The organism is Streptacidiphilus melanogenes, from assembly GCF_000787835.1.
Taxonomy (GTDB): domain Bacteria; phylum Actinomycetota; class Actinomycetes; order Streptomycetales; family Streptomycetaceae; genus Streptacidiphilus; species Streptacidiphilus melanogenes.
Map to the genome: position 1 here is coordinate 304,475 of NZ_BBPP01000003.1, position 19,731 is coordinate 324,205.

A 19,731-nucleotide genomic window follows, 5' to 3' on the forward strand; every position below is an offset into this window, starting at 1 on the left:
CTCAGGATCTGTGGGTGCCCCCTTGCTCAGCGTGCCCGCGGGCAGCCGCGACGCCGCTCGGGCTGAGCAGGGTGCGGGCGATGCTGTCGGCCTGACGGCGGATCTCGGGGATCGCGGTGGATTCGAGGAGGTCGCCGCGGCGCAGACTGCCCAGGGTCCACAGCGGGGCCCGCGTCCGACCGGGGGCCGGGAGGAGCGCGCCGGAGGAGCCGGTGCGGAAGCCGCCGAGCGGGGCGGCCTGGGCGAAGCCGGAGCGGAGCAGGGAGGTGACGAGGGGGTCGTCGACGCGGGTGAGGTCGGTGCGCGAGCCGGTGCAGTTCACCACCGCCGTCACGGACAGCGTGCGGGCGTCGTCGAGGACGACGCGGATGCCGTCGGAGGTGGCCGTGGCCTGCGTGACGGTGCCCCGGCCGAGGCTGACCCGGCCGGCGTCGACGGCGGCCTGGAGTGCTTCCGCGCTGCTCGGCGGGATCCGGTGGCGGTGGGTCTCCCAGTGCCGGAGGTCCTCGCGCATGAACCGGGCCTGGTCGTCGGGGGAGAGCCGCTGCCACAGCGCGGTGGTGTCCGCCCGCAGGCTGTCCATGCCCGGACGCCAGTCGCCGTGCGTCCGGCGGCACCGCGACAGGTGACTCAGCACCGCCCGGCGCAGTTCGGCGAGGCCGGTCGGGCCCTCCAGGTCGGGGCGGTCCGCCGGTGGCACGAGCGGGTCGCTGTGGCGCTGGGGGAGGAGCCCGTGCCGGGAAACCGCGTGGACGACCCGGCCCGGCCGTTGGAGGGTGTGGGCGATGTCGACCATCGTCAGGCCGGTGCCGACCAGCAGCACGTCGCCGGTGTCGCCGACAGCGGCGCTCAGCCCCGCGACCCACGGATCCGGGAAGAACCCGACCGCGTCGCGGAGCGCGGGCGGCGCCCAGCTGTCGTCGGGCGGGAAGTTGCCCAGCGCGAGCACGACGGCGTGGACGCTGAGAACCTGCCCGGTGCCGAAGGTCAGTTCCACCGGGGCCGCGCGGTCGTCGTCGCGGTCACCGTCGACATGACCGACGGAGACGACACGCTCGTGCAGGCGCAGCAGCTGGGGTGCGCCGGGCAGTGCTGCCGCCTCGTCCAGGCTGTCGGCGAGGTAGCGGCCGTAGCGGCCGCGGGGGACGAAGCCGTCGCCGTGTCCGTGCCGGGAGAGCCACTGCACGAAGTGACCGGGCTCGTCGACATGGGCGCTCATGTTGGTGGCCGGGACGTTCAGCAAGTGGTGCGGTTCGTTGGTGGAGAAGGCCAGGCCGAGCCCGGTCGGGGCCGGGTCGATCAGCCAGACGCGGCACGCGGGCGCCCGGTGCTCGGCGGCGTTGCGCAGCAGGCGCATCGCCGTCAGCGTGCCTGCCGCCCCCGCGCCGACGACGGCGATGTCGCGCACGGTCGCGGAGCGGCCCGAACGGGCGGAGCGGGTGGGATCCGTGGAGTGCGGGGAGCGCGTGGAGTGCGGTGCCGAGACGCGTCGCGCCTCGGTTGTGAGGGTCTCGGCCATGCCGTTCGTCTTCCTGGTGCGGGGTGGTCCGCCGTCACGTCTCGTCGTGCGGCGCGGGGTAGGTCCTGCGGACGCTGGTGCCCAGCCGGGATATGTCCGCGCCGTAGATGTGCAGCGAGATCGCCTTGGAGGAGCCGGTGTTGCACACCTGGTGGATGTCGCCGGGCGGTGCGATCGCCGAGAGCGCGCCGGTGGGGTTGACCAGGCTGCGGTCGCGGACCAGTTCCGTCGCTCCGCCGTCACCGGTGAGCCGGTAGCGGTGCTCGGTCTCCTGGCCCTGGTGGACTCCCGCGACGCACCAGCAGACGTGGTCGTGGATCGGGGTTCGCTGGCCGGGCAGCCAGACCAGCGCAACGACCGAGAAGCTGCCGTCGGGCTCCCCGTGCAGCAGGTGCTGCCGGTAGGTCTGCGGATCCCCCTCCTGCTGCGCGGCGGTCAGCAGGTCGGGCCGGCCGAGCGAAGGTCTGAGCACCTCGGCCACCTGGCGCGCCGTCATGAGGGGCGTCAGGTCGCGTCGGAGGACCTCCCGGATCCCGGAGGCGAGGTCGACGATCCACGGCGTCGTCGTGACGCCGGTCGCTTCGTATGCGGCGGAAGAAGGCACGGGCCCACTGTGCGCGCCGTGACGGGACACGTCCAACAAGCGTTGCTTGTGCCCTGCCAAGCGCTGCTTATGCGGCGTCAGGCGCTCGCGTGGGAACGGGCGACGTCGCGGAGCACGTCCAGGACCAGCGCGATCGACGGGATATGGGTGTGCTCGCGCAGCGCGTAGGCCGCGATCCTGCGGCGCGTGAGCGGCTCCACCGGGCGCGCGGCGACCTTGTCGTGGCGCAGGAAGCCCAGCACGAGACCGGGCATCAGGGCCACGCCCGCACCCACGGAGACCAGGTTCTGCACGGCCAGGTTGTCGTCCGTCGCGAAGACGACGTCCGGAGCGAACCCCTGCTCCGCGCAGGCGTACAGCAGGTTCGCCTGACATCGCGGACAGCCCGCGATCCAGCGTTCGGAGGCCAGGTCGCCCAACCGGACCGCGCTGTGCCGGGCGGCCGGATGGCCCGCCGGGAGCAGCGCCGTCACGGGGTCCTCCATGAGCGGGTACTCGACCAGGTCGGCGGCGTCGCCGACCTGGAACCCGGGATAGCTGAAGGCCAGCGCGATGTCGCAGTCCCCCTGCGGGACCCGGCGCAGCGAACCGGGAGGCTCGTCCTCCTGCAACTCGATCCGGATCCCGGGGTGTTCCGCCAGCAGGCGGGCGATCACAGCCGGCACCAGGGTGGCGTTGGCGCTCGGGAACGCGCAGATCCGCACCCGTCCCAGCTGCAGCCTGGCAAGCGCCCCCAGTTGCTGCTCCGCCGCCGACAGCTGATCGAGGATCAGCCCGGTGTGCCGGGCCAGCGCCTGGCCCGCCTCCGTCAGTCTCAGCCTGCGTCCCGCCCGGACGAACAGCGGCATGCCGACACTGCGCTCCAACGCCTGCATCTGCTGGGTGATCGCGGGCTGGGTGCAGCCCAGGGACCGTGCGGCGGCGGAGAATGTGCCGGCGTTCACCACTTCGTGAAATGTGGCGAGATGGCGTGAGTCAAGCACCATCGGATCATAAGCGGAAGTTGGGGGCTGGAAACCCGCGACGGGCGCTCTCTGCGCGAACACGCGGACCCTGCGCCCGGATCGGCGACGGTCCGACGCCAGGCCGGCGTACGCAGGAGTCCCGGCGCGCGCCCGGCACCCACCGTCATCACTGAATCCGCCGCCACCGGGTAGAAGCGCTGCGGGTGCGGTCGACGCCGCCCCGTTTCAGGTACTTGCCCAGGGGAGGGTGGCGTGGACGTGAACAACCGGCGCCGGGTGCCGTGGTACCTCAGCATCCCGATCACCTTCGCCGTGATCGTCGCCCTTTTCCTGGCCGCAGGCCGCTTCCACTGGCTGCCGGGCCTGCCCAACCCCTTCGGCGAACAGGCGGTGGACCGCAGCGGCCCGGCGGTCCTCCAGTCCGTCCAGAACATGAGCCGCTTCGACGGCGCAGCGGGCAACTTCCAGATCGTGGTCGACCTCGACAAGGAGGCCACCTTCCTGCCCTCCGCGCTCCTCGGCAGCCGGACCCTCTACGTCGCCGCCGGAAGCGTCGACTCCTACGTCGACATGTCGCGGGCCAAGGTGAGCGTGACCTCCGACCGCCTCTCCGCCACCATCGTCCTGCCGCACGCCCAACTGGCCGGCGCCGCGCTGGACGCCAAGCGCTCCTACGTCTTCGCCCAGCAGCGCGGCCTGTTCGACCGCATCGGCCAGTTCTTCTCCGGCAACCCGGGCGACCAACAGGCCCTCAACGTCCTGGCGGTCAACCACATCCAGTCCGCCGCAGCGGCAAGCGGCCTGACGACGCGAGCCCAGCAGAACACCACCCTGATGCTCCAGGGACTGCTGAAATCCCTCGGCTTCACCAAGGTCACCGTCACGTACCAGTGAAGGGCTGGTCGTCGTCCGCGGACGAGCAGGCGAAGCGCCGGGTGGGGTCGGCAGGGTCGGTCCGGGTCACGAGGGAGGCGAGGCGGGGGAGCGGCGACTCGGCTCCGTCGTACAGCTGGGGCACGTGCAGTTGGAGCGTGATGCGCTGTTGGACGGTGGCGAAGGTGTAGGGGTGCGGGTGGGCGTCCGCGAGCCGTTCGACCTCGTCGACCAGCCAGCACACGCCGCCCGCGTCGAACGCGGTGCTCCTCTTTCCGGCCGGATCGTAGGACGGGGACGTGGGATCCAGCTGCGGCGGCAGCGCGGTTGCGCACCACAGGGTGACGGCCGGGTCGCCCCACGCCGTGACCAGGTCGCTCGCGGGTGAGGTGGCGCGGCGGTGCAGTCCGAGCAAGGTCTGCGGGAGCAGCCGTTGCAGCGCGGCGCAGCTGCGGTGGAGCCCCACGGGAACCGTGCCCGGCCGGACCACCAGGGCCCCCGAGGATCCACTGCAGGCGCCCAGCAAGCAGGCGGCGGCCAGCGGCAGCAGGACGCGGCGGACCCGGGGGATCCGGCGAGTCCGAAGGCGACGACTGTTCATGATCGCGGATTCTCGCACCCGGTCAACTCGCTCCGCCGACCGGTTCCTCCGAACGCGCCCCGGTGCGTCAGACGGCTCGGGGGTCGCTGCGGAGGGCCCTGCGGGCCCGGCGCGCGGCGGTGGCGCTGACCACGCCCGCGACGAAGGCGGAGGTGAGACTCAAGGTCATGACCACGTTACCGGCGACCGTGCCGGGGTTGTGGGAGATCAGGTTGAGTGTGAGCTTCCCGGCCGCAGCCCTGACGCGGGCAGACGAGACAGGCGGAACCGCGTCCGACCGGAGCCGACGACGACTACGTCCGCAACCCGTGCGTCCTGCACCCGGAACGCGTCACCGACTACCCGAGCTGGGACCTGCCCGACGACCTGACCTGTGGGCTCCGAGCGAGGTGTGACCCGGTGGCGGAGCGGACCGGGTGGCCGTACTGGTACCACCTGTCCGTGTCGGACGGCATCAAGGTCGGCGGCTACCCGACCTGGACGCAGGAGCCGGACCGGCTCGCGTGTCCTGCGTGCAGTGCCCCCATGACACACCTGCTGGCGATCATCAGTGCGAACCGACAGCCAGACGGCGAAGCCACCGGACACGCCTCGCCAGCGGCGGAGCAGCAGGGTAGCCTCACGGCCACGATGAACCAGACCAGGGAGGACCCGCTGATGGAGGCACAGCCCTCGCGTGGCCGGCCCGCCGGAACGGCTCGTAGTGCCCGTGGACTGACCGCGCGCCAGGAGGCGGTCCTCGAGGCCATCGACACCTGGGCGGCCGAGCACGGCTACCCGCCCTCGCTGCGCGAGATCGGCAAGGTCGTGGGACTCGCCTCCACCTCCTCGGTCTCCCACCAGGTCCGCTCCCTCGAACACCTCGGCTACCTGCGCAAGGACCCGCACCGGCCGCGCTGCTACGCACTGACCGGCCTGGCCCGTGACGAGGAGCCGCTGCTCGGCGGGCACGCGCACGAGGCACCGGAGGGCGCGGACGTCGCGCCGGTGCTGGTGCCGCTGGTCGGGCAGATCGCCGCCGGTGTGCCGATCACCGCCGATCAGCACGTCGAGGAGCTGCTGCCGCTGCCGCCCGCCATGCTGCCCGCCGGAGGGGAGTTCTTCGCGCTCCGCGTCGTCGGTGACTCCATGACCGGCGCGCGGATCCTCGACGGCGACACCGTCGTCGTCCGGGCTGCCCAGGCCGCCGACCACGGCGACATCGTCGCCGCCCTCATCGACGACGAAGCCACCGTCAAGCGCCTGCACCACGGCGGCCGCACCGGAAGCTGGCTCGTGCCCGCCAACGACGCCTACACCCCGATCAGCGCCGCGGACGCCCGGATCCTCGGCAAGGTCGTCGCAGTGCTGCGCAAGGTGTAGAGAGTCGCGGGCAGGGCCGGATCACTGGCCGCCAGTAGATCTCGATGCTGTCCTCGCTCGGGCCTGACCGTGCGTTGTTGAGTACCTCGCTGAGTACGCGAGCTCAGGCGCGGCCTCGCTGCCGCAGGCGATGATCGCCGCATGCTCAGTGACTTCGCCCGCCGTGTGGTGCCCGTGCTGGGGCGGTTTCGTGTCGGTCCCGGATCACTGCCCGAGGGCCCGTGCATCGTGGCGGCCAATCACAGTTCGCTGATCGACCCGGGGGTGGTGCTGGCGGCGCTGCGGCGGCTGGGGGAGCCGCGACCGGTGGTGCTGGCGGCGGCCGGGCTCTGGCGTGTTCCGCTCCTGGGACGCATGCTCCGGGCGGAGGGTCACATTCCCGTGCACCGCGGCACGGAGCGCGCCGCAGCCGCCCTGGAGGCGGCGGAGCGCGAACTGCGACAGGGGAGGGTCGTGGTGATCTACCCGGAAGGCCGCCTGCCCCGCCGCTCCGATTCGCGCGATGGCGCACCGCAGGAGTTCCGCAGCGGCCTGGCCCGCCTCGCACTGGCCACCGGCGCGCCCGTGGTGCCCCTGGGCCAGGCCGGCGCCCGGCGGATCACATCGGGGAGCGTCCTCAAGCAACTGGCCGGCGTGACCACCGCGCCGTTGCGCCGCCCCCGGATCCACGTCGCCCTCGGCGCCCCGGTCCGTCTCGACGGCTCGGTGGCGGAGGCGACGGCCCAGGCCCACACCGCGGTGACCGAAGCATGGCAGCTGGCGGTGCACGGACTCGGCACCGGCCGGCGGACCGACGAGACGTACCGGCCCGCGGCATAAGCTGCCTTGTTGCCACCCGGGCGCAGGCCAGGACCGGCTCGACCGGTCCACGGCAACGCTGCCGTCAGGGATCGACAACGGGACGGCGGTCAGTGCGTGGAGTTCCAGGCCTTGTGTACGAACTCGAGGCGGTTGCCGTCGAAGTCGGCGACGTTGGCAGCGTAGTAGCCGGGGGCGAAATACGTCCGGTCCGCCGGACGGCCTTCGTCGATGCCGCCGGCGTTGATCGCGGCAGCGTGGGCGGCATCGACGGCCTCGTTGGTGTCGCACACGATCCCGAGATACAGCCCCGTCTCCCCGGGCTTGCGCTGTCGCAGCCAGATGCTCGATCCGACTCCGCTGCCGGAAAGGTAGGTGTCGTCGCCCAGGCCGAAGAGGTCAGGAACGCCGTCAGGACCGGACGTGGAGTCGTAGCGTCCACATGAGTCCCAGCCAAGGGGCGTCAGCGCCTCACGGTAGAAGGCCAGCGATTTCTCGATGTCCGTGACCGAGATGTAGACATGATCGATCATTTCGGGGAGTCCCTCCGCTCAGCGCTGCTCCTACGGCCGACCCTACGGGGTGCGGCTCACACCAGCTGACTTCGCAGCGACGTCCGGACGCCGTGTCGGTCGGCTCCCGATCGCTGTCCGCGAAGCGGAGCTTCGACGGAGTCGGGGTGAGAGGTTTCTGCGTACGCTCACAGGTATGTCCACCCCTGCGCTGTCCTTCGGTTCCGCTGCTCGGCTCTACGACTCGATCCGGCCCACCTACCCGATGCGGGCGGTCGCTTGGGCCATCGGCACCACGCCGCTACGCGTCCTGGACCTGGGGGCGGGCACCGGGCTGCTAGCCGGTGTACTGCGCGCCGTCGGCCACGACGTGATCGCGGTCGAGCCCGACGAGCAGATGCGCGCCGTGGCCGCCGAACGCCACCCCGGCACGCAGCTGCTCGCCGGCAGCGCCGAGGACATCCCGTTGCCGGATGAGTCCGTCGACGCCGTCGTGGTCGGGCAGGCATACCACTGGTTCACTCCGCAGGACGCCCTGCCGCAGATTCACCGCGTGCTGTGCAAGGAAGGCGTCTTCGCCCCTATGTGGAACATCCGTGACGACCGGACCCCATGGGTGGCCGCGCTTTCCGGCATCGTCGGCAAAGAGGGATACGGCCTGGAAAGTGCCTGGCAGTACGGGCCGGTGACGCCATGGTTCACCGAACCCGAACCTGCCTTGATCGAGCACACCGTGACCGTCCCGACGGATCGGCTGATCGATCTGGTGCGGTCCCGCTCCTCCTACCTGACCGCCAATGCCGCCGAGCAAGCACGCCTGGACCGGGAGGTCGGCGCGTTGGCCGCCACCGACCCGGCCCTGGCCGGCCGCGACAGTGTCGAGATGCCGCACACGACCTGCGTCTACCGGATGCGGCGGCTCTGATTCCTGGCCAGAAGTTCCGGCGAAGCGCAGCGACGTGGTGCCCGCGAGGTCGCGCTCGCTGCTCGTGGGGCGCCCCCGCACACCGCTGTGCCGCCGGGCCTCTGGGGTCCGGCGGCACTGGGCGTTGCGATCAGATGTGCTGCGCCCGTGCGCGACGCCGGGTGATCATGACCACGGCCGAGCCCAGACCCACCGCGGCAGCGCCGCCAAGGCTCAGGGGCACGGCGAGCGCTCCGCCACCGGTGTGGGCCAGCCCTCCACCCGAGCCACCGGTGCCGCTCGCGCCGCCCGTGCCGCCCGTCCCGCCGGATCCGGTCGACGGGGAAGCCGTGGCCGAAGGCGTCGCGCTCGGGGAAGTCTGCTGGGCCGGGCCGTTGAAGACGATCGGCGCCACGTAGCCCGCCGTGCTGTTGTCCCACGGGAAGGTGGCCGGCTTCCCGGTCATGTCGGCGGCCATGTTGGTGAGCGCCGCGGTGCCACGCGCATCGGTCAGCTTCGTGTCCAGGTGCACCCGGAAGGTGTAGAGCACCTGGTAGCCCGGCATCTGGGCGTAGCTGGCGTTGCACTCGTAGGGGCCGTGGCCCGCGACCCCGTGGCGACGGGTGTCCACCTCGCAGCCGTTGGGGACGGTGGTCACCGTGGTGCCGGCCGGGAAGTCGACCCGCAGGGAGTCCGTCGCCTCGCCGCCGCTCCGGTCGAAGATCGCGGCCGGGCCGTTGTTGCGCATCCCGACGGTGACGGGGACCGTCTTCCCCTGCGCGCCGTTCGCGCTGCCGCCGACCGCGGAGTAGTGCGCGGTGTTGTCGGCGTGGATGTCCAGCTCCGTGTAGGCGTCGTTCGGGTTGATGTCCACGACCTTGGCGTGGGTGCCGGTCGTCGCGGTGGTGGCGTCGACCGCCGTCAGCTCGGGCCCGGTGCCCGGCGTGGCGTCGCTCAGGTGCGCGAGGGCGGCGTTGGCCTGCGCGCCGGGCGGCATGACGTCGACCGACATGAGCGCGTACCAGGCCTGGCGGGTCACGCTGAGCTTGATGTCCTGCGCCAGCCGCAGGGCATGGCCCGGCGCCAGCGGGGTGTTGATCGTGCACACCGCCGTGACGTTGTTCAGGGAACCGGTGGGCTTGCCGTACTTGCAGTTGCTGAAGTGCTGCTGGAAGTCGAGTCCGGCCATGGTGCTCAGCGTGATCACCGTCGACGGCGCGGTCTCGTTGCCCGTGTTGCTCCAGTGGATCGGAGCGGTCACCGTGGAGCCGACCTTCACGTGGTTCAGCTCGGGAAGCTGCTGGACCGTCAGGTCCGGCCCGGAGCCGACAGAGATGGTCTGCGGCACCTCGTACGAGCTCAGCCCCGGTGCCGTGGCCTTGAGGTCCACGGTTCCCGAGGCGCCGTCCTTGGCGCTCGGGGCGGCCTTCAGTCCGAGCCCCAGGTAGACCGGCTGACCGGGGTCGCCGAGCGTCCAGACATGGGTGATCGTGCAGGTTCCCACAGTGCCGGTGTGCGTGCAGGCGCTGGGCCAGACCACGTCCGCGACCCCGGTCAGACCGCTGACGTCGATGGTCAGCGTGGCGCTCGGCACGTGCCCTGGAGGTCGTGGGCGACGTTGATGTGCAGAGTCTTGAGGACGGCGTTGCCGTTGACGGCCTTCGGCAGCGTCAGGTTGTCCTCCTGCACGTTGATGTGCAGCGAATCGGCGGCGAAAGCGGGGCCTGCCTCGCCGAAATCCGCACCTCCGTAGGCGATATGACCGAGCGAGCGCAGGGTCTCGTACCAGAACTGGACATCGCCGGGAAACATCAGCTCCTCCATCGAACCTCTCCGTAACGTCGCGAGGAATGCTGAAGCCAGACTGCTTTTTGGCACCGTCCACCTTCCAGACCAGTCAGGAGGCCGTGGCTGTCCATGACGGTCCGACACCGTCCACTTCCACCGCCGCCGGCGGGCCCGAACATGTGGCCGTCAGTACGAAGCAGTCCTGTTCGCCGTCAGGCGGGGTGTCGTAGGGGCCTGTCCGGCCTCGGCGGGCGGACCATGTCGGTATGGGAAGACGTCGCCGCCGTGCCGCCCGAAGCCTCGAGAAGCGTCGGGAGGCTCTGTTCCACGCGCTGGCAGGGACGGGCAGGCCGGCAGCAGCACGGGCCGCGGTCCCGGTGGCGCAGGCGGCCGTGGTCCCGCAGGCGTCGAGGCCCACCGAGCCGTCCTGCTGTCCGGTCGAGCGCCATCGGGAACGGGTGGGGCAGACGGTCTTCGTGATCGCGACGCACAGGGTCGACTGCCCAGCGTGGTCGACGCGCTGAGAGGCGGTCGGCGCGGGGTCGGGGTTCGGCGCGCCCGCTCCGACCGGCATGAAGTGGTGCCGGAACGCGAAGACGGGCCGTCACCGTGGTGTGGTGGCGGCCCGTCTCCGGGGCGACGTCATGCGTGCAGGCGGGTCAGAGCCTGCCGGGCACGCCGTTCGGCGCGCTCGGCGCGGTTGGTGAGCTGGGCGGCGCGGGCGAGGCGGAGCTGCTTCGCCTCACGCAGGCGCTGGTCGATCGTCGCCTGTGTCGCGGCTTCGAGCTGGTAGGTCATGACAGTTCCCCCTCGGTGGCCGGGCGATCCGTCGGCATCCTTGTGATGCCAAGCCCGGAGGCCCTTATGGCTACGATTGTAGCACCAAGGCATGGACGCTGTCTTTTATTTAGTGGTCACATTGGCACGTCTGCCTGGTGATCCAAGCCTGACGCTTGGCTGTGGCGTCCTTTCGCGGGGTGCGGCCCGATGCTCGCCCCCACGGATCGTGCCTGGCTGCCCCGGGGGAACGCCTGGTCACCCGGCCGGGGAGGCTCCGGTCGTGGGCGGTGCCACGGGCGAGGGTGCCGACGGGTCGCTCGGGAAGGTGCCGATGTTCCCCAACCGCCAGGAGTGGGTCGACCCGGGGTTCGCCAGGTGGATCTCCAGCGCATCGCGCGCGCCGTCGGCATAACGGATTGTCACCTCCGCGTCGGCGCTGTCCGAGGGGTTGGCCGCCAGCGTGACGGTGGCGACTCCGTCGGCCGCATCGGCGCTGTGGGTGAAGTCGACGGCGGAGAACCCGGCGGGCCCGGCGTTGTCCGCAGCCGGAACCACCGCACGGAGCTCGCTGTCGCTGTGGTCGGCGAGCGCACGCAGGTAACAACGGATCAGTCCGGCCTGGTCCGCGTCCGCGTGCTCGATCCGGGCGGGCCAGGAACAGGACGGTGCGGACGCGTCCGGTCCGGCGAAGGCGTTTGCGACCTGCCGCCATCCCGCAGGAAGGGCCCATGTCCCGAACAGCGCCAATGCCACCGACGCCGCTAGCGTGGCGAGCCTGCGCGCTCGGCGTCGTGACGCCCCCGCGCCGGCTGTGCCCCCGTCACTGCCCCTCACCATGTCGTCCCCCGTTTCCGTCCTGCACCGTCGAACGGCGCGTGTCGACGATCACTGCCCTGACAGCGGGCCGGCCATGACCTCAGCAACTGCCGGAGTTGTGCAGGGTGTGGCTGTGCGTGATCCCGCTGCTGTGAGAAGAGTGGCTGCTGTGGTGGTGATGGCTCCGGCTCGGTGCCAGCGTCGTGGCCGCGCAGGCCGGGCTGTTGTTGCAGGCCGCGACGCCGACCGAGGTGGTGAGGGTGAGCGCGACGGCCAGGGCGATGCGACGGATCAAGATTGCTTCCTCTCAAGCGGGCGGGTGAATCCTCTCAGCTGGACGACATCCCGAGGACCGCAGTTCCCTCGCGCCGAGCCCGTCCGTGCCTCGGCCTCGGTCGCGCCGGCGGTCGTACCCGTTCGCGTCGGAGCAGAGGACGGCGTGGCCGCGCCCGTCGAACGGCCAATGGTGGGGCCAATCGAGCCCACTTCGGCGGTATGCAGGAGGCGGCCGTACCTGGTGCTGTGCGCTTGCTGTTCAGAAGCTGTGGATTGCGCTAGCTTGAGCTCTGATCGGTACATGACAACTCCGTCGATCGTCCCTACGGCGAGAGGAAGTTCCATGATCCGCTCCATCGCGAAGGCTGCCGTCGCCACCGCACTGCTCGCCGGCTCCATGGTGTCCGGCACCGCGGCCCACGCCTCAGGCCGACAAGCGCCCCCGCCCGGCGGCTTCACCATCGGACTGGTGAGCGCCAACGGCTCCGGCTGCCCGGCCGGGACCGCGGCGACCACGGTCTCGCCCGACGAGACGGCCTTCACCGTCACCTACAGCAACTACCTCGCCCAGGCCGGTGGCAACTCCGTGCCCACCGACTTCCGGAAGAACTGTCAGCTCACCGTCCAGATCAACGCTCCGCAGGGCTTCACCTACGCCATCGCCGAAGCGGACTACCGCGGCTACGCCTACCTCGCGCCGGGGGCGAGCGGCATCGAGACGGCGAACTACTACTTCCAGGGCCAGGCGCAGACAGGCAGCCTCAGTCACACGTTCAACGGGGCCATGTCGGACGACTGGCAGGCCACCGACACGGCCTCGGTGGCCTCACTGGTCTGGGCCCCCTGCGGCGAGATCCGTGACCTGAACATCAACACGCAGCTGCTGGTGCGGCCCGGTTCCCAGTCGCCGGGCCAGACCAGCTTCATGACGATGGACTCGACCGACGGCAGCCTGACCACGATCTACCACCTCGCGTGGGAGCAGTGCCCCACGGGCTGACCCCCCGACTCGGCCGACACCGCGCGAGGCACCCCCCGCCTCACCCGTGCCGGCCGACGCGGCCGGCCCCATCCCCCCTGGGGCCGGCCGCGATCCCCGAGGGCTCGTGCGGTCGACCGGTCACACCAGGTAGGAGAGGTTGACCATGACCGCGATGTACGCGATCCCCGCAATCGTCACCACCACTGCGAACAGCACCTCATGAAGGTGCCGCCACGCCACCTTGACCCCGGGGAACCGCTGCAGCAGTCCCTTCCAGCCCAGCGAGCCCTGTTCGGTGAACGGCACGCCGAGGGCGCCCCACAGCTCCTTGAGCGATGCCGCGTCCCACAGACGCGGATCGATGAGCAGCGGCTTCCCGGCCGTGGACGTGACCACGACCCGGTGGCGGCTCGGTCCCTGGTACGGCAGGGCGACGGTGTGGAGCCCGGTCAGGGCGCTCAGCTGGGAGCGCAGGACGCAGCGTCCCCACACGTTGCGGACCGTCAGCTCCCCGTCCTCCAGACGGATGCCGGCGTTCGCCCAGCGCATGCCGATGTAGAGGACGACCCACAACAGCGGCAGTGCGACCAGGACGAGCCCGGCCACCAGGCCGAACAGGCCCTCCCCTGGCGAGGTGCCACGTCCCCGGGCCAGGAGCAGGCCCATCCGCAGCGTGCCGATGGCGATCACCGGCGCGCTCCGGAGCAGCGGGGCCACCAGGGCCCTGCTGTCCGGGCGCACCAGCACCCAGTCCGGGAACGCGGCCCCGTCGGCGTCCCCGTCCGGTCCCCCGTCCTCGCCGGCCTGCAGGAACCCGGCATCTCCCCGTGATCGTTCCATCCGGTCGTCCCCCTCGTGCTGTCACCGGTGGTACGCAGCCCGTCATGCGCCGACCGGGCGGTGGGCGGGTGCTGCCGGTGATCCTCCCGGACGGCCGGGGCACCCGCATCGGGGGAAACACGCAGATGCACACGTAGCCGGGACGTGTGCCGGACCGCCCGGCCGCCCTTCACCCCCGGGTTCAACCCGGCGCCGCGCGCTTGGCGGCCTTGGCTCTGCGCAGCTTGACCAGTTCGGTCAGCCCCAGCACCAGGCCGGCGGCGACGGCCACCGCCGCCCAGGCCGGCCAGGCCAGCGCGGCGGGGAGAAGAGCGCCGAGGACGAGCGGGAGGCACGGCAGGTACCAGCCCAGCACGGTCCGCGCCTGGTCGCCGTAGCGCAGTGAGATCGCGGCGTTGGCGCTGTAGAAGGCGAGCACTCCTCCGCACAGCGCCCAGCAGGCGCCGGTCGGGAGCACGTGTCCGGGGGCGGCGACGGCCGTGCCGAGCGCGGCGGCGAGTGCGGTGATGCCGGTGACCAGAAGGAACGGCAGGTACATCACGCTGTCGCGGATCGCCTCCAGTGCGCCCCCGAGCTGGGCCCGGGACAGGCCGCGGACCGCCGAGGAAGTGCCCCAGACGAAGAACACCGCGCCGAGCTGGGCGACCACCAGGAAGCCCAGCAGCGCGGCCAGGGCCGAGCCTTCGGTGAAGTGCGCGGCCAGGGTCACCACGATGGTGAAAACGCTCTCGCCGAGCACGATCACCACGAATCCGCCGATCCGTTCGACCATGTGCTCGACCGATAGCAGCCCGTGCACCAGCGCGCGCTCCGCCTCGCCGCGGACCACCAGCAGCACCACCTCCAGGCCGATCGCCACACCCCACAGCACGAACCGCTCGGGGTTGGGCAGTGCGGCCGAAGCGGCCCACAGTCCCGCTGTGACCAGCCCGTAGAGCACCGGCCGCCACAATGGGACGGGCACCGCGCGGCTGCGCACGCGGCCCCACCAGAGCAGGAAGTACACCAGCCGCACCCACGCCGCTCCGAGCGCGTACGCCCAGGCCCGGCTGCCGAGCCCGGCCGGCCCGGCGGCCGCCATCAACCCGAGGCCGGGCATCGCGGCGACCAGCATCGTCTGGATGCGGGGGCCGGCCGATCCGAACATGTTCACGGTCAGCATCAGGTTGACCCACGCCCACCAGGCCGGGAAGAAGAGCACCAGGAACGTGCCGAAGGCCGCCGGGCCGGGGTCGCCGTGCAGCCCGGTGGACAGCACGCTCACGATCACGACGAAGACCAGGTCGAAGAAGAGCTCGAACCAGTCGGCCCGCTGCGCCTCCTCTGCCACGTCGGACCCGAGCGAGCTACTCATCCGTACCGGACGGCCGTCCGGCGGCTGCGGGCAGCGGTGCGACTGTCTTCCATGACGGGTCTCCGCTCGTACGGGTTTCGGCAGGGGGCTGCTTCGTGTCCACTGTGGAGCACGCGGTCCAGGGCGCTCGGACGCTTCGGAACTGACACGCTGTCGGTTCACACAGGCGGTCGCCGAGCTCGGGCCGGGCACGACCGTCACGCGCGGCTCCGCCCATCTGCTGAGTGTGGACATGACATTTTTCACAGTCGGGGGAAGAGATCGCCGTCTGCCCAGCTCAGAGCGGTACTCGGGGGTCGGCATGGCCTGATTCGCCACTAAGTCGTCATTGCTGCCAACGAGACCGTCGATACACGCTGTGACGGTGCCTCAGCGACGTGTTGTAGTGGTCATCTATTCGGGGGTCCAGGCTCTCGACATCGCAGGGCCGGTCGAGGTGTTCGACACGGTCAACCGCCTGCTGGCCGACGGTCTGGACCTCGGCTACCGGATCGGGTTCGTGTCACCTGACGCCCCGCGGGTGCGGACCTGTGCGGGCATGGTGGTCGAGGCGGACCCTCCGGAGGCGGGGGAGGGGCCGATCGACACCCTGCTCGTGCCCGGTGGGTGGAGTCTCAAGGAGGCCCTCGGTCGAGGGGAGTTGGTGTCCTGGATCGGCCGGGCCGCAGGGAGGGCCCGGCGGGTCGTCTCGGTGTGCGGCGGGGCGTTCCTGTTGGCCGAGGCAGGGCTGCTGCAGGGACGGCGCGCCACCACGCACTGGGCGTTCTGCGCGGAGCTGGCCCGACGGTACCCGGAGGTGGCGGTGGAGTCCGAACCGATCTTCGTCTGGGACGGGCGGTTCGTGACCTCCGCAGGGGTGGCGGCCGGGATCGACATGGCCCTCGCCCTGGTGGAGGCGGACCACGGTGCCGCGTTCGCGCTCGAGCTGGCGCGCTTCCTGGTGCTGTTCTTCAAGCGCAACGGCGGGCAGTCGCAGTTCAGTTCGATCCTGGAGACGCAGTTGGCCGACCGGCCGCCGATCCGCACGGCGCAGGAGTGGATCTCGCAGAACCTCGAGAGGCCGCTGCCGCTGCCCCAGCTGGCCGAGCGCGCCAACATGAGCCTGCGGAACTTCGCCCGGGTGTTCCGGCGCGAGGTCGGCGTGCCGCCCGGTCAGTACATCGAGCAGCTGCGGATCGCCCGGGCCCGCACGCTGCTGGAGAGCACCGACCTGCCGGTCACGCAGATCGCCCACCGTTGCGGCTTCGGCGCACCGGAGACGTTCTTCCGCTCGTTCGGCCGTGCCCTGGAGCTGACCCCGGGCGAATACCGCCACCGTTTCCAGGCCCTGTCTCCCGCCGGGCTGATGGTGCCGTCCGGAGCGGCCGAGGGGAGGGTGGGATGACCGTCAGGATGCGGCTGGTCGACTACCTCGCCGGAGAACTGGCCCGGCTCGGGGTGAGCCATGTGTTCGGGGTCGGCGGCGCGAACATCGAGGACTTCTACGCGGCCCTGCACACCGTCGGCGGACGTGTCCGGGCCGTGGTGTGCAAGCACGAGTTCTCGGCGGCCACCATGGCCGACGGTTACGCCCGGACCACCGGGCGGCTCGGGGTGGTCACGGCCACCTCGGGTGGCGGTGCGGTCAACCTGGTGCCGGGGCTGGCGGAAGCGTACGCCTCGCGTGTGCCGCTGCTCGCGCTTGTCGGGCAGCCGCCCACCACCGCCGAGGGGCGGGGGGCGTTCCAGGACACCAGCGGCAAGGCCGGATCCTTCGCCGCGAAGGAGCTGTTCGCGCCGGTGAGCCGTTTCTGCGCGCGGGTCGAGTCCCCGGAGGCGATCCCGGAGCTGCTGGCGGAGTCAGTAGCTGCGGCCTGCGGTCCGGTACGGGGACCCGCGGTCCTGCTGCTGCCGAAGGACGTCCAGCGTGCCCCGGTCGCGCCCCGCCGGGTGTCGCCGCTTGCCAAGGACGCTCCCGGCGCAGCCGTTGCGGACCGGCTGCCGGAACCGTCCCGGCTGGAGCAGGCTGCGGATCTGCTGCGCCGTGCCCGGCGTGTGCTGGTGATCGCGGGTGAGGGCGTCGCCGCTGCCGACGCCCGGGCGGAGCTGGCCGAAGTGGCAACGCGGTTGGGGGCCTGGGTCGCGGTCAGCCCCGACGCCAAGGACGTCTTCCGCAACGACGACCATCGGTTCGCGGGCGTCGCCGGCGTCATGGGCCACCGCAACGTGCAGCAGTGCCTCCGGCAGGCGGACGCCTGTCTGCTGGTGGGTACGCGGTTACCGGACCTCGCCCGGGCGGGGCTGGACGAGGCGCTGGCCGCCGTCCCGGTGGTCTGCGTCGATCCCGAGCCCGCGTACGTCCCCGCGCTCGCGGTGCTCGGCCCGGTCCGTGAAGCGCTGCGCGCGCTGGCCGGTCGGCTCGGCCCGCCGCGGTCGGCCCCGCAGCACGCCGGGCCGGTGCCGACACCCACCCCGCCACCCCGTTCCGCGGCGCGCTCGGGCGTCCTCGGCCACGCGGCGGCTGTCGCCGCCGTCGAGGCCGCGCTGCCGTCCGACGCTCATGTCTTCGTGGACGCCGGCAACGCCGGTGCCAGCGTGATCCACCGACTGCCGGCGCCGACGCACGGCCGGTTCGTGGTCGCCGTCGGCATGGGGGGCATGGGGTACACGTTCGGCGCCGGGATCGGCGCGGCGCTGGGCACCGGAAAACGCACCTACGTGCTGGCCGGTGACGGCTCGTTCTTCATGCACGGGATGGAGATCCACACCGCGCTGGAGCAGCGGGCTCCGGTGACGTTCGTGATCTTCAACAACAACGCGCACGCCATGTGCGCCACACGCGAGCGGCTCTTCCTCGGCGGCCCGCACCCGAGCAACCTCTTCCACCCCGCCGACCTCGCCGCCGGCATGGCGGCCATGTTCCCCACCCTGCGCGTCACCCGGGCCACCGACCCGGACCGGCTGCACCAGGCCCTGCTGCGCGCCAACAGCGGCGCAGGACCGGCCTTCGTCGCCGTCGACCTCGACCCCGCCGAGCTGCCTCCGTTCCTGCCCTTCCTCCACACCCTCGACCACACCCTCGACCCCCAGCACCAGGAGAGCCCCCATGGCCACGCACACGCCCACGCTGGCTGAGATCCCCGGCCTGATCCGGGTGGAGCACACCGACCAGGAGCAACTGCTCTCACTCTGCTCCGAGCTGACCAAGCCCTCCTACACGCACCAGGAGGTCCACGGGCAGTACTGCACCATCCAGACCCACGTCGACTGCCCTCCCGACGACGTGTACGACTACCTGCGCCAAGGCCACCACCTGGAGGAATGGACGTTCAGCCTGCGCGGCTTCCGGCCGACGGGCTCTCCCGGCCTGTGGGTCGGCAGCGACCTGCTGGAGCAGGACACCCCGATCTACTGCCGGGTCGAGGCCGCCCCCCAGGCCCGGACGGTGGACTACCACTGCGCCTGGGACCAGGGCGAAGAACTGTGGATGGTCTACCTCATGCGCGTCATCCCGGCCCAGGTGGTGCTGAACCGGCCGGGGTCGGTGATCACCTGGACCAACTGCCGCCACCCGTACTACGACCGCAACCCGCACCCCGAACTCGCGCCCCGCCCCGACCGACCGTGGGTCGGCGACTACTGGCCCCTCTTCTACGCCGGCCACACCGTGGAACTGGCCAATCTCAAAGCCATCCTGGAACACCGGCACCGCACCGGGCAGCCGGTCTCCTCCGCGCCGCGCGCCGCGGAGGCCCAGTGACCACGGTCAGCCTGACGGACGTCGCCGGGTACCTTCCGGGCGCCGGGGTACCGGCCGAGTACTACACCCGGTACCCCGGCGCGGAGGACAAGCTGCGCCACAGCCCGATGTTCCGGGTCCCGGCCATGCGCCACCACGTGGCCCCGGGCCAGACCAACGTCGACCTGGTGGAGTCCGCGGTACAGCCGCTGATCGAACGCCACGGGCGAAGGGAGATCCGGTCGGTCGACGTCCTGCTCGTGCACAGCCAACTGCCCGACACCCCGTTCGTCGGCGCGGGCACCGAGGTCGCCAGGCGCCTCGGCCTCCGGCCGCGCTGGCTGATCGACGTGGCCAATGCGGGCTGTGCCTCGTTCGTCCAGATGCTGGAGCTGGCCCGCACCCTCCTCACCAGCACGGACGCCCGCACGGCACTGATCTGCAACGCGCAGAGCGCCGCCGGGCAACTGTTCACCCAGTCCGAGGTGCGGGGCCTGGCCCAGGCGGCCATCCCCGGGGACGGCTGCGGAGTCGGCTACCTGACCACCTCGGCCGAGCGGCCGGTGCTGGGCGTCGTGACGCGCCATCTCCCGGAGTACGGAGGCGACATGGTCGCCGAACTGGAGGACGGACGCAGGTACTGGGAGCCGGGAACCTCCCAGCTCCGGATCGGCTTCACCGAGAAGGGCGTCACCCAGGTCATGGAGCGCGGCAACCGGCTGGTGCCCCAGGTGATCGGCGAGCTGTGCGGCCGACTCGGCGTCCCCACGGACGGGATCGACGCGCTGATCACCAACCAGCCGAACCGGGCCTTCCTGCAGAACTGGCGTGAGGCCGTTGGCGTGCCCGCGCACCGCCACCCCGACACGTTCGACACCTGCGGCAACCTCTTCGGGGCGGCGATCCCGGTCACGCTCGACCAGTCCCTTCGCTCAGGACGGATCAGCCCCGGCGACCTGGTCGTCCTGGCCGGCTTCGCCCACGCCGGAGACTTCGCCGCGGCTGCGGCCGTGCGGTTCTGAGGAGCCGCGGCCTGTCG

The 19,731-nt window shown here is 71.5% G+C and carries 21 protein-coding genes; 9 read left to right on the forward strand and 12 right to left on the reverse strand.

Annotated features, from left to right (window positions below):
- Position 1 precedes the first annotated feature (1 nt).
- The 3 genes from TR49_RS05245 to TR49_RS05255 form a co-directional block, all read right to left on the reverse strand.
- Positions 2-1,519, reverse strand: coding sequence for an FAD/NAD(P)-binding protein (locus tag TR49_RS05245; protein WP_084724576.1), 1,518 nt, complete (start codon positions 1,517-1,519; stop codon positions 2-4).
- Between the two features lie 34 nt (positions 1,520-1,553).
- Complete coding sequence (locus tag TR49_RS05250) at positions 1,554-2,123, reverse strand: cysteine dioxygenase family protein (protein WP_439654077.1); 570 nt, start codon at positions 2,121-2,123, stop codon at positions 1,554-1,556.
- Between the two features lie 77 nt (positions 2,124-2,200).
- On the reverse strand, positions 2,201-3,106 hold the full coding sequence (locus TR49_RS05255; protein WP_042377876.1) for a LysR family transcriptional regulator: 906 nt from the start codon (positions 3,104-3,106) through the stop codon (positions 2,201-2,203).
- A 234-nt stretch (positions 3,107-3,340) separates the two neighbouring features.
- Here TR49_RS05255 and TR49_RS05260 point away from each other — a divergent pair, with 234 nt between their 5' ends.
- Complete coding sequence (locus TR49_RS05260) at positions 3,341-3,982, forward strand: DUF4230 domain-containing protein (protein ID WP_042377579.1); 642 nt, start codon at positions 3,341-3,343, stop codon at positions 3,980-3,982.
- Here the strand turns inward: TR49_RS05260 and TR49_RS39645 are convergent.
- On the reverse strand, positions 3,969-4,562 hold the full coding sequence (locus TR49_RS39645) for a DUF3515 family protein (RefSeq protein ID WP_084724577.1): 594 nt from the start codon (positions 4,560-4,562) through the stop codon (positions 3,969-3,971). The two genes, TR49_RS05260 and TR49_RS39645, sit on opposite strands and share 14 nt — an antisense overlap.
- Positions 4,563-5,192: 630 nt before the next feature.
- Here TR49_RS39645 and lexA point away from each other — a divergent pair.
- Both lexA and TR49_RS05275 read left to right on the forward strand, forming a co-directional pair.
- Entirely contained in the window at positions 5,193-5,924 is a 732-nt protein-coding gene (lexA, locus tag TR49_RS05270) for a transcriptional repressor LexA (RefSeq protein ID WP_042377881.1), read from the forward strand.
- Between the two features lie 141 nt (positions 5,925-6,065).
- Positions 6,066-6,743: a lysophospholipid acyltransferase family protein gene (locus TR49_RS05275; protein WP_042377580.1), complete on the forward strand. Its 678-nt coding sequence runs from the start codon at positions 6,066-6,068 to the stop codon at positions 6,741-6,743.
- 89 nt (positions 6,744-6,832) lie between these two features.
- Here the strand turns inward: TR49_RS05275 and TR49_RS05280 are convergent, their stop codons facing one another.
- A complete protein-coding gene (locus tag TR49_RS05280) occupies positions 6,833-7,255 on the reverse strand; it encodes a VOC family protein (RefSeq protein WP_042377588.1) in 423 nt (140 codons plus the stop codon).
- Positions 7,256-7,430: 175 nt separating this feature from the next.
- Between TR49_RS05280 and TR49_RS05285 the strand changes: the two genes are divergently transcribed.
- Positions 7,431-8,159 (forward strand): class I SAM-dependent methyltransferase, encoded by a 729-nt coding sequence (locus TR49_RS05285; RefSeq protein ID WP_042377590.1) that lies wholly within the window; start codon positions 7,431-7,433, stop codon positions 8,157-8,159.
- A 130-nt stretch (positions 8,160-8,289) separates the two neighbouring features.
- Here the strand turns inward: TR49_RS05285 and TR49_RS05290 are convergent, their stop codons facing one another.
- From TR49_RS05290 to TR49_RS05305, 5 genes are all read right to left on the reverse strand, one after another.
- Positions 8,290-9,732 carry a hypothetical protein gene (locus tag TR49_RS05290; protein ID WP_042377593.1) on the reverse strand — a complete coding sequence of 481 codons (1,443 nt, stop codon included), beginning with the start codon at positions 9,730-9,732 and terminating at the stop codon, positions 8,290-8,292.
- On the reverse strand, positions 9,714-9,962 hold the full coding sequence (locus TR49_RS05295; protein WP_042377595.1) for a hypothetical protein: 249 nt from the start codon (positions 9,960-9,962) through the stop codon (positions 9,714-9,716). Before TR49_RS05295 ends, TR49_RS05290 begins: the two co-directional genes overlap by 19 nt.
- 606 nt (positions 9,963-10,568) lie before the next feature.
- Entirely contained in the window at positions 10,569-10,724 is a 156-nt protein-coding gene (locus tag TR49_RS43560) for a hypothetical protein (RefSeq protein WP_160311538.1), read from the reverse strand.
- A 237-nt stretch (positions 10,725-10,961) separates the two neighbouring features.
- Complete coding sequence (locus TR49_RS05300; protein ID WP_152627077.1) at positions 10,962-11,459, reverse strand: hypothetical protein; 498 nt, start codon at positions 11,457-11,459, stop codon at positions 10,962-10,964.
- A gap of 163 nt (positions 11,460-11,622) precedes the next feature.
- Positions 11,623-11,817 carry a hypothetical protein gene (locus TR49_RS05305; RefSeq protein ID WP_042377600.1) on the reverse strand — a complete coding sequence of 65 codons (195 nt, stop codon included), beginning with the start codon at positions 11,815-11,817 and terminating at the stop codon, positions 11,623-11,625.
- A 324-nt stretch (positions 11,818-12,141) separates the two neighbouring features.
- Between TR49_RS05305 and TR49_RS05310 the strand changes: the two genes are divergently transcribed.
- Positions 12,142-12,798 (forward strand): DUF4360 domain-containing protein, encoded by a 657-nt coding sequence (locus TR49_RS05310; protein WP_042377601.1) that lies wholly within the window; start codon positions 12,142-12,144, stop codon positions 12,796-12,798.
- 120 nt (positions 12,799-12,918) lie between these two features.
- On the opposite strand, the gene TR49_RS05315 is transcribed toward TR49_RS05310, so the two are convergent.
- Both TR49_RS05315 and TR49_RS05320 read right to left on the reverse strand, forming a co-directional pair.
- Positions 12,919-13,620, reverse strand: coding sequence for a hypothetical protein (locus TR49_RS05315; protein WP_042377602.1), 702 nt, complete (start codon positions 13,618-13,620; stop codon positions 12,919-12,921).
- A 181-nt stretch (positions 13,621-13,801) separates the two neighbouring features.
- On the reverse strand, positions 13,802-14,974 hold the full coding sequence (locus TR49_RS05320) for a low temperature requirement protein A (RefSeq protein WP_160311539.1): 1,173 nt from the start codon (positions 14,972-14,974) through the stop codon (positions 13,802-13,804).
- A gap of 364 nt (positions 14,975-15,338) precedes the next feature.
- Between TR49_RS05320 and TR49_RS05325 the strand changes: the two genes are divergently transcribed.
- The 4 genes from TR49_RS05325 to TR49_RS05340 are packed head-to-tail and all read left to right on the forward strand — an operon-like array spanning position 15,339 to position 19,714.
- On the forward strand, positions 15,339-16,358 hold the full coding sequence (locus TR49_RS05325) for a GlxA family transcriptional regulator (RefSeq protein WP_201776149.1): 1,020 nt from the start codon (positions 15,339-15,341) through the stop codon (positions 16,356-16,358).
- Entirely contained in the window at positions 16,355-18,088 is a 1,734-nt protein-coding gene (locus TR49_RS05330; RefSeq protein ID WP_042377606.1) for a thiamine pyrophosphate-binding protein, read from the forward strand. Before TR49_RS05325 ends, TR49_RS05330 begins: the two co-directional genes overlap by 4 nt.
- Positions 18,060-18,713, forward strand: a complete 654-nt coding sequence (locus TR49_RS44885) for an SRPBCC family protein (RefSeq protein WP_042377607.1) — start codon at positions 18,060-18,062, stop codon at positions 18,711-18,713. The genes TR49_RS05330 and TR49_RS44885 overlap by 29 nt, the downstream gene beginning before the upstream one ends.
- Positions 18,710-19,714: a 3-oxoacyl-ACP synthase III family protein gene (locus tag TR49_RS05340; protein WP_042377608.1), complete on the forward strand. Its 1,005-nt coding sequence runs from the start codon at positions 18,710-18,712 to the stop codon at positions 19,712-19,714. The genes TR49_RS44885 and TR49_RS05340 overlap by 4 nt, the downstream gene beginning before the upstream one ends.
- Positions 19,715-19,731 lie beyond the last annotated feature (17 nt).

Excerpts from the sequence above, each read along its gene's own strand:
- TR49_RS05295 (WP_042377595.1), bottom strand. The coding sequence starts at position 9,962 with ATGGAGGAGCTGATGTTTCCCGGCGATGTCCAGTTCTGGTACGAGACC.
- TR49_RS05280 (WP_042377588.1), bottom strand. The coding sequence starts at position 7,255 with ATGATCGATCATGTCTACATCTCGGTCACGGACATCGAGAAATCGCTG.
- TR49_RS05320 (WP_160311539.1), bottom strand. The coding sequence starts at position 14,974 with ATGAGTAGCTCGCTCGGGTCCGACGTGGCAGAGGAGGCGCAGCGGGCC.
- TR49_RS05315 (WP_042377602.1), bottom strand. The coding sequence starts at position 13,620 with ATGGAACGATCACGGGGAGATGCCGGGTTCCTGCAGGCCGGCGAGGAC.
- TR49_RS44885 (WP_042377607.1), top strand. The coding sequence starts at position 18,060 with ATGGCCACGCACACGCCCACGCTGGCTGAGATCCCCGGCCTGATCCGG.
- TR49_RS39645 (WP_084724577.1), bottom strand. The coding sequence starts at position 4,562 with ATGAACAGTCGTCGCCTTCGGACTCGCCGGATCCCCCGGGTCCGCCGC.
- TR49_RS05275 (WP_042377580.1), top strand. The coding sequence starts at position 6,066 with ATGCTCAGTGACTTCGCCCGCCGTGTGGTGCCCGTGCTGGGGCGGTTT.
- TR49_RS43560 (WP_160311538.1), bottom strand. The coding sequence starts at position 10,724 with ATGACCTACCAGCTCGAAGCCGCGACACAGGCGACGATCGACCAGCGC.
- TR49_RS05310 (WP_042377601.1), top strand. The coding sequence starts at position 12,142 with ATGATCCGCTCCATCGCGAAGGCTGCCGTCGCCACCGCACTGCTCGCC.
- lexA (WP_042377881.1), top strand. The coding sequence starts at position 5,193 with ATGAACCAGACCAGGGAGGACCCGCTGATGGAGGCACAGCCCTCGCGT.
- TR49_RS05285 (WP_042377590.1), top strand. The coding sequence starts at position 7,431 with ATGTCCACCCCTGCGCTGTCCTTCGGTTCCGCTGCTCGGCTCTACGAC.
- TR49_RS05245 (WP_084724576.1), bottom strand. The coding sequence starts at position 1,519 with ATGGCCGAGACCCTCACAACCGAGGCGCGACGCGTCTCGGCACCGCAC.
- TR49_RS05330 (WP_042377606.1), top strand. The coding sequence starts at position 16,355 with ATGACCGTCAGGATGCGGCTGGTCGACTACCTCGCCGGAGAACTGGCC.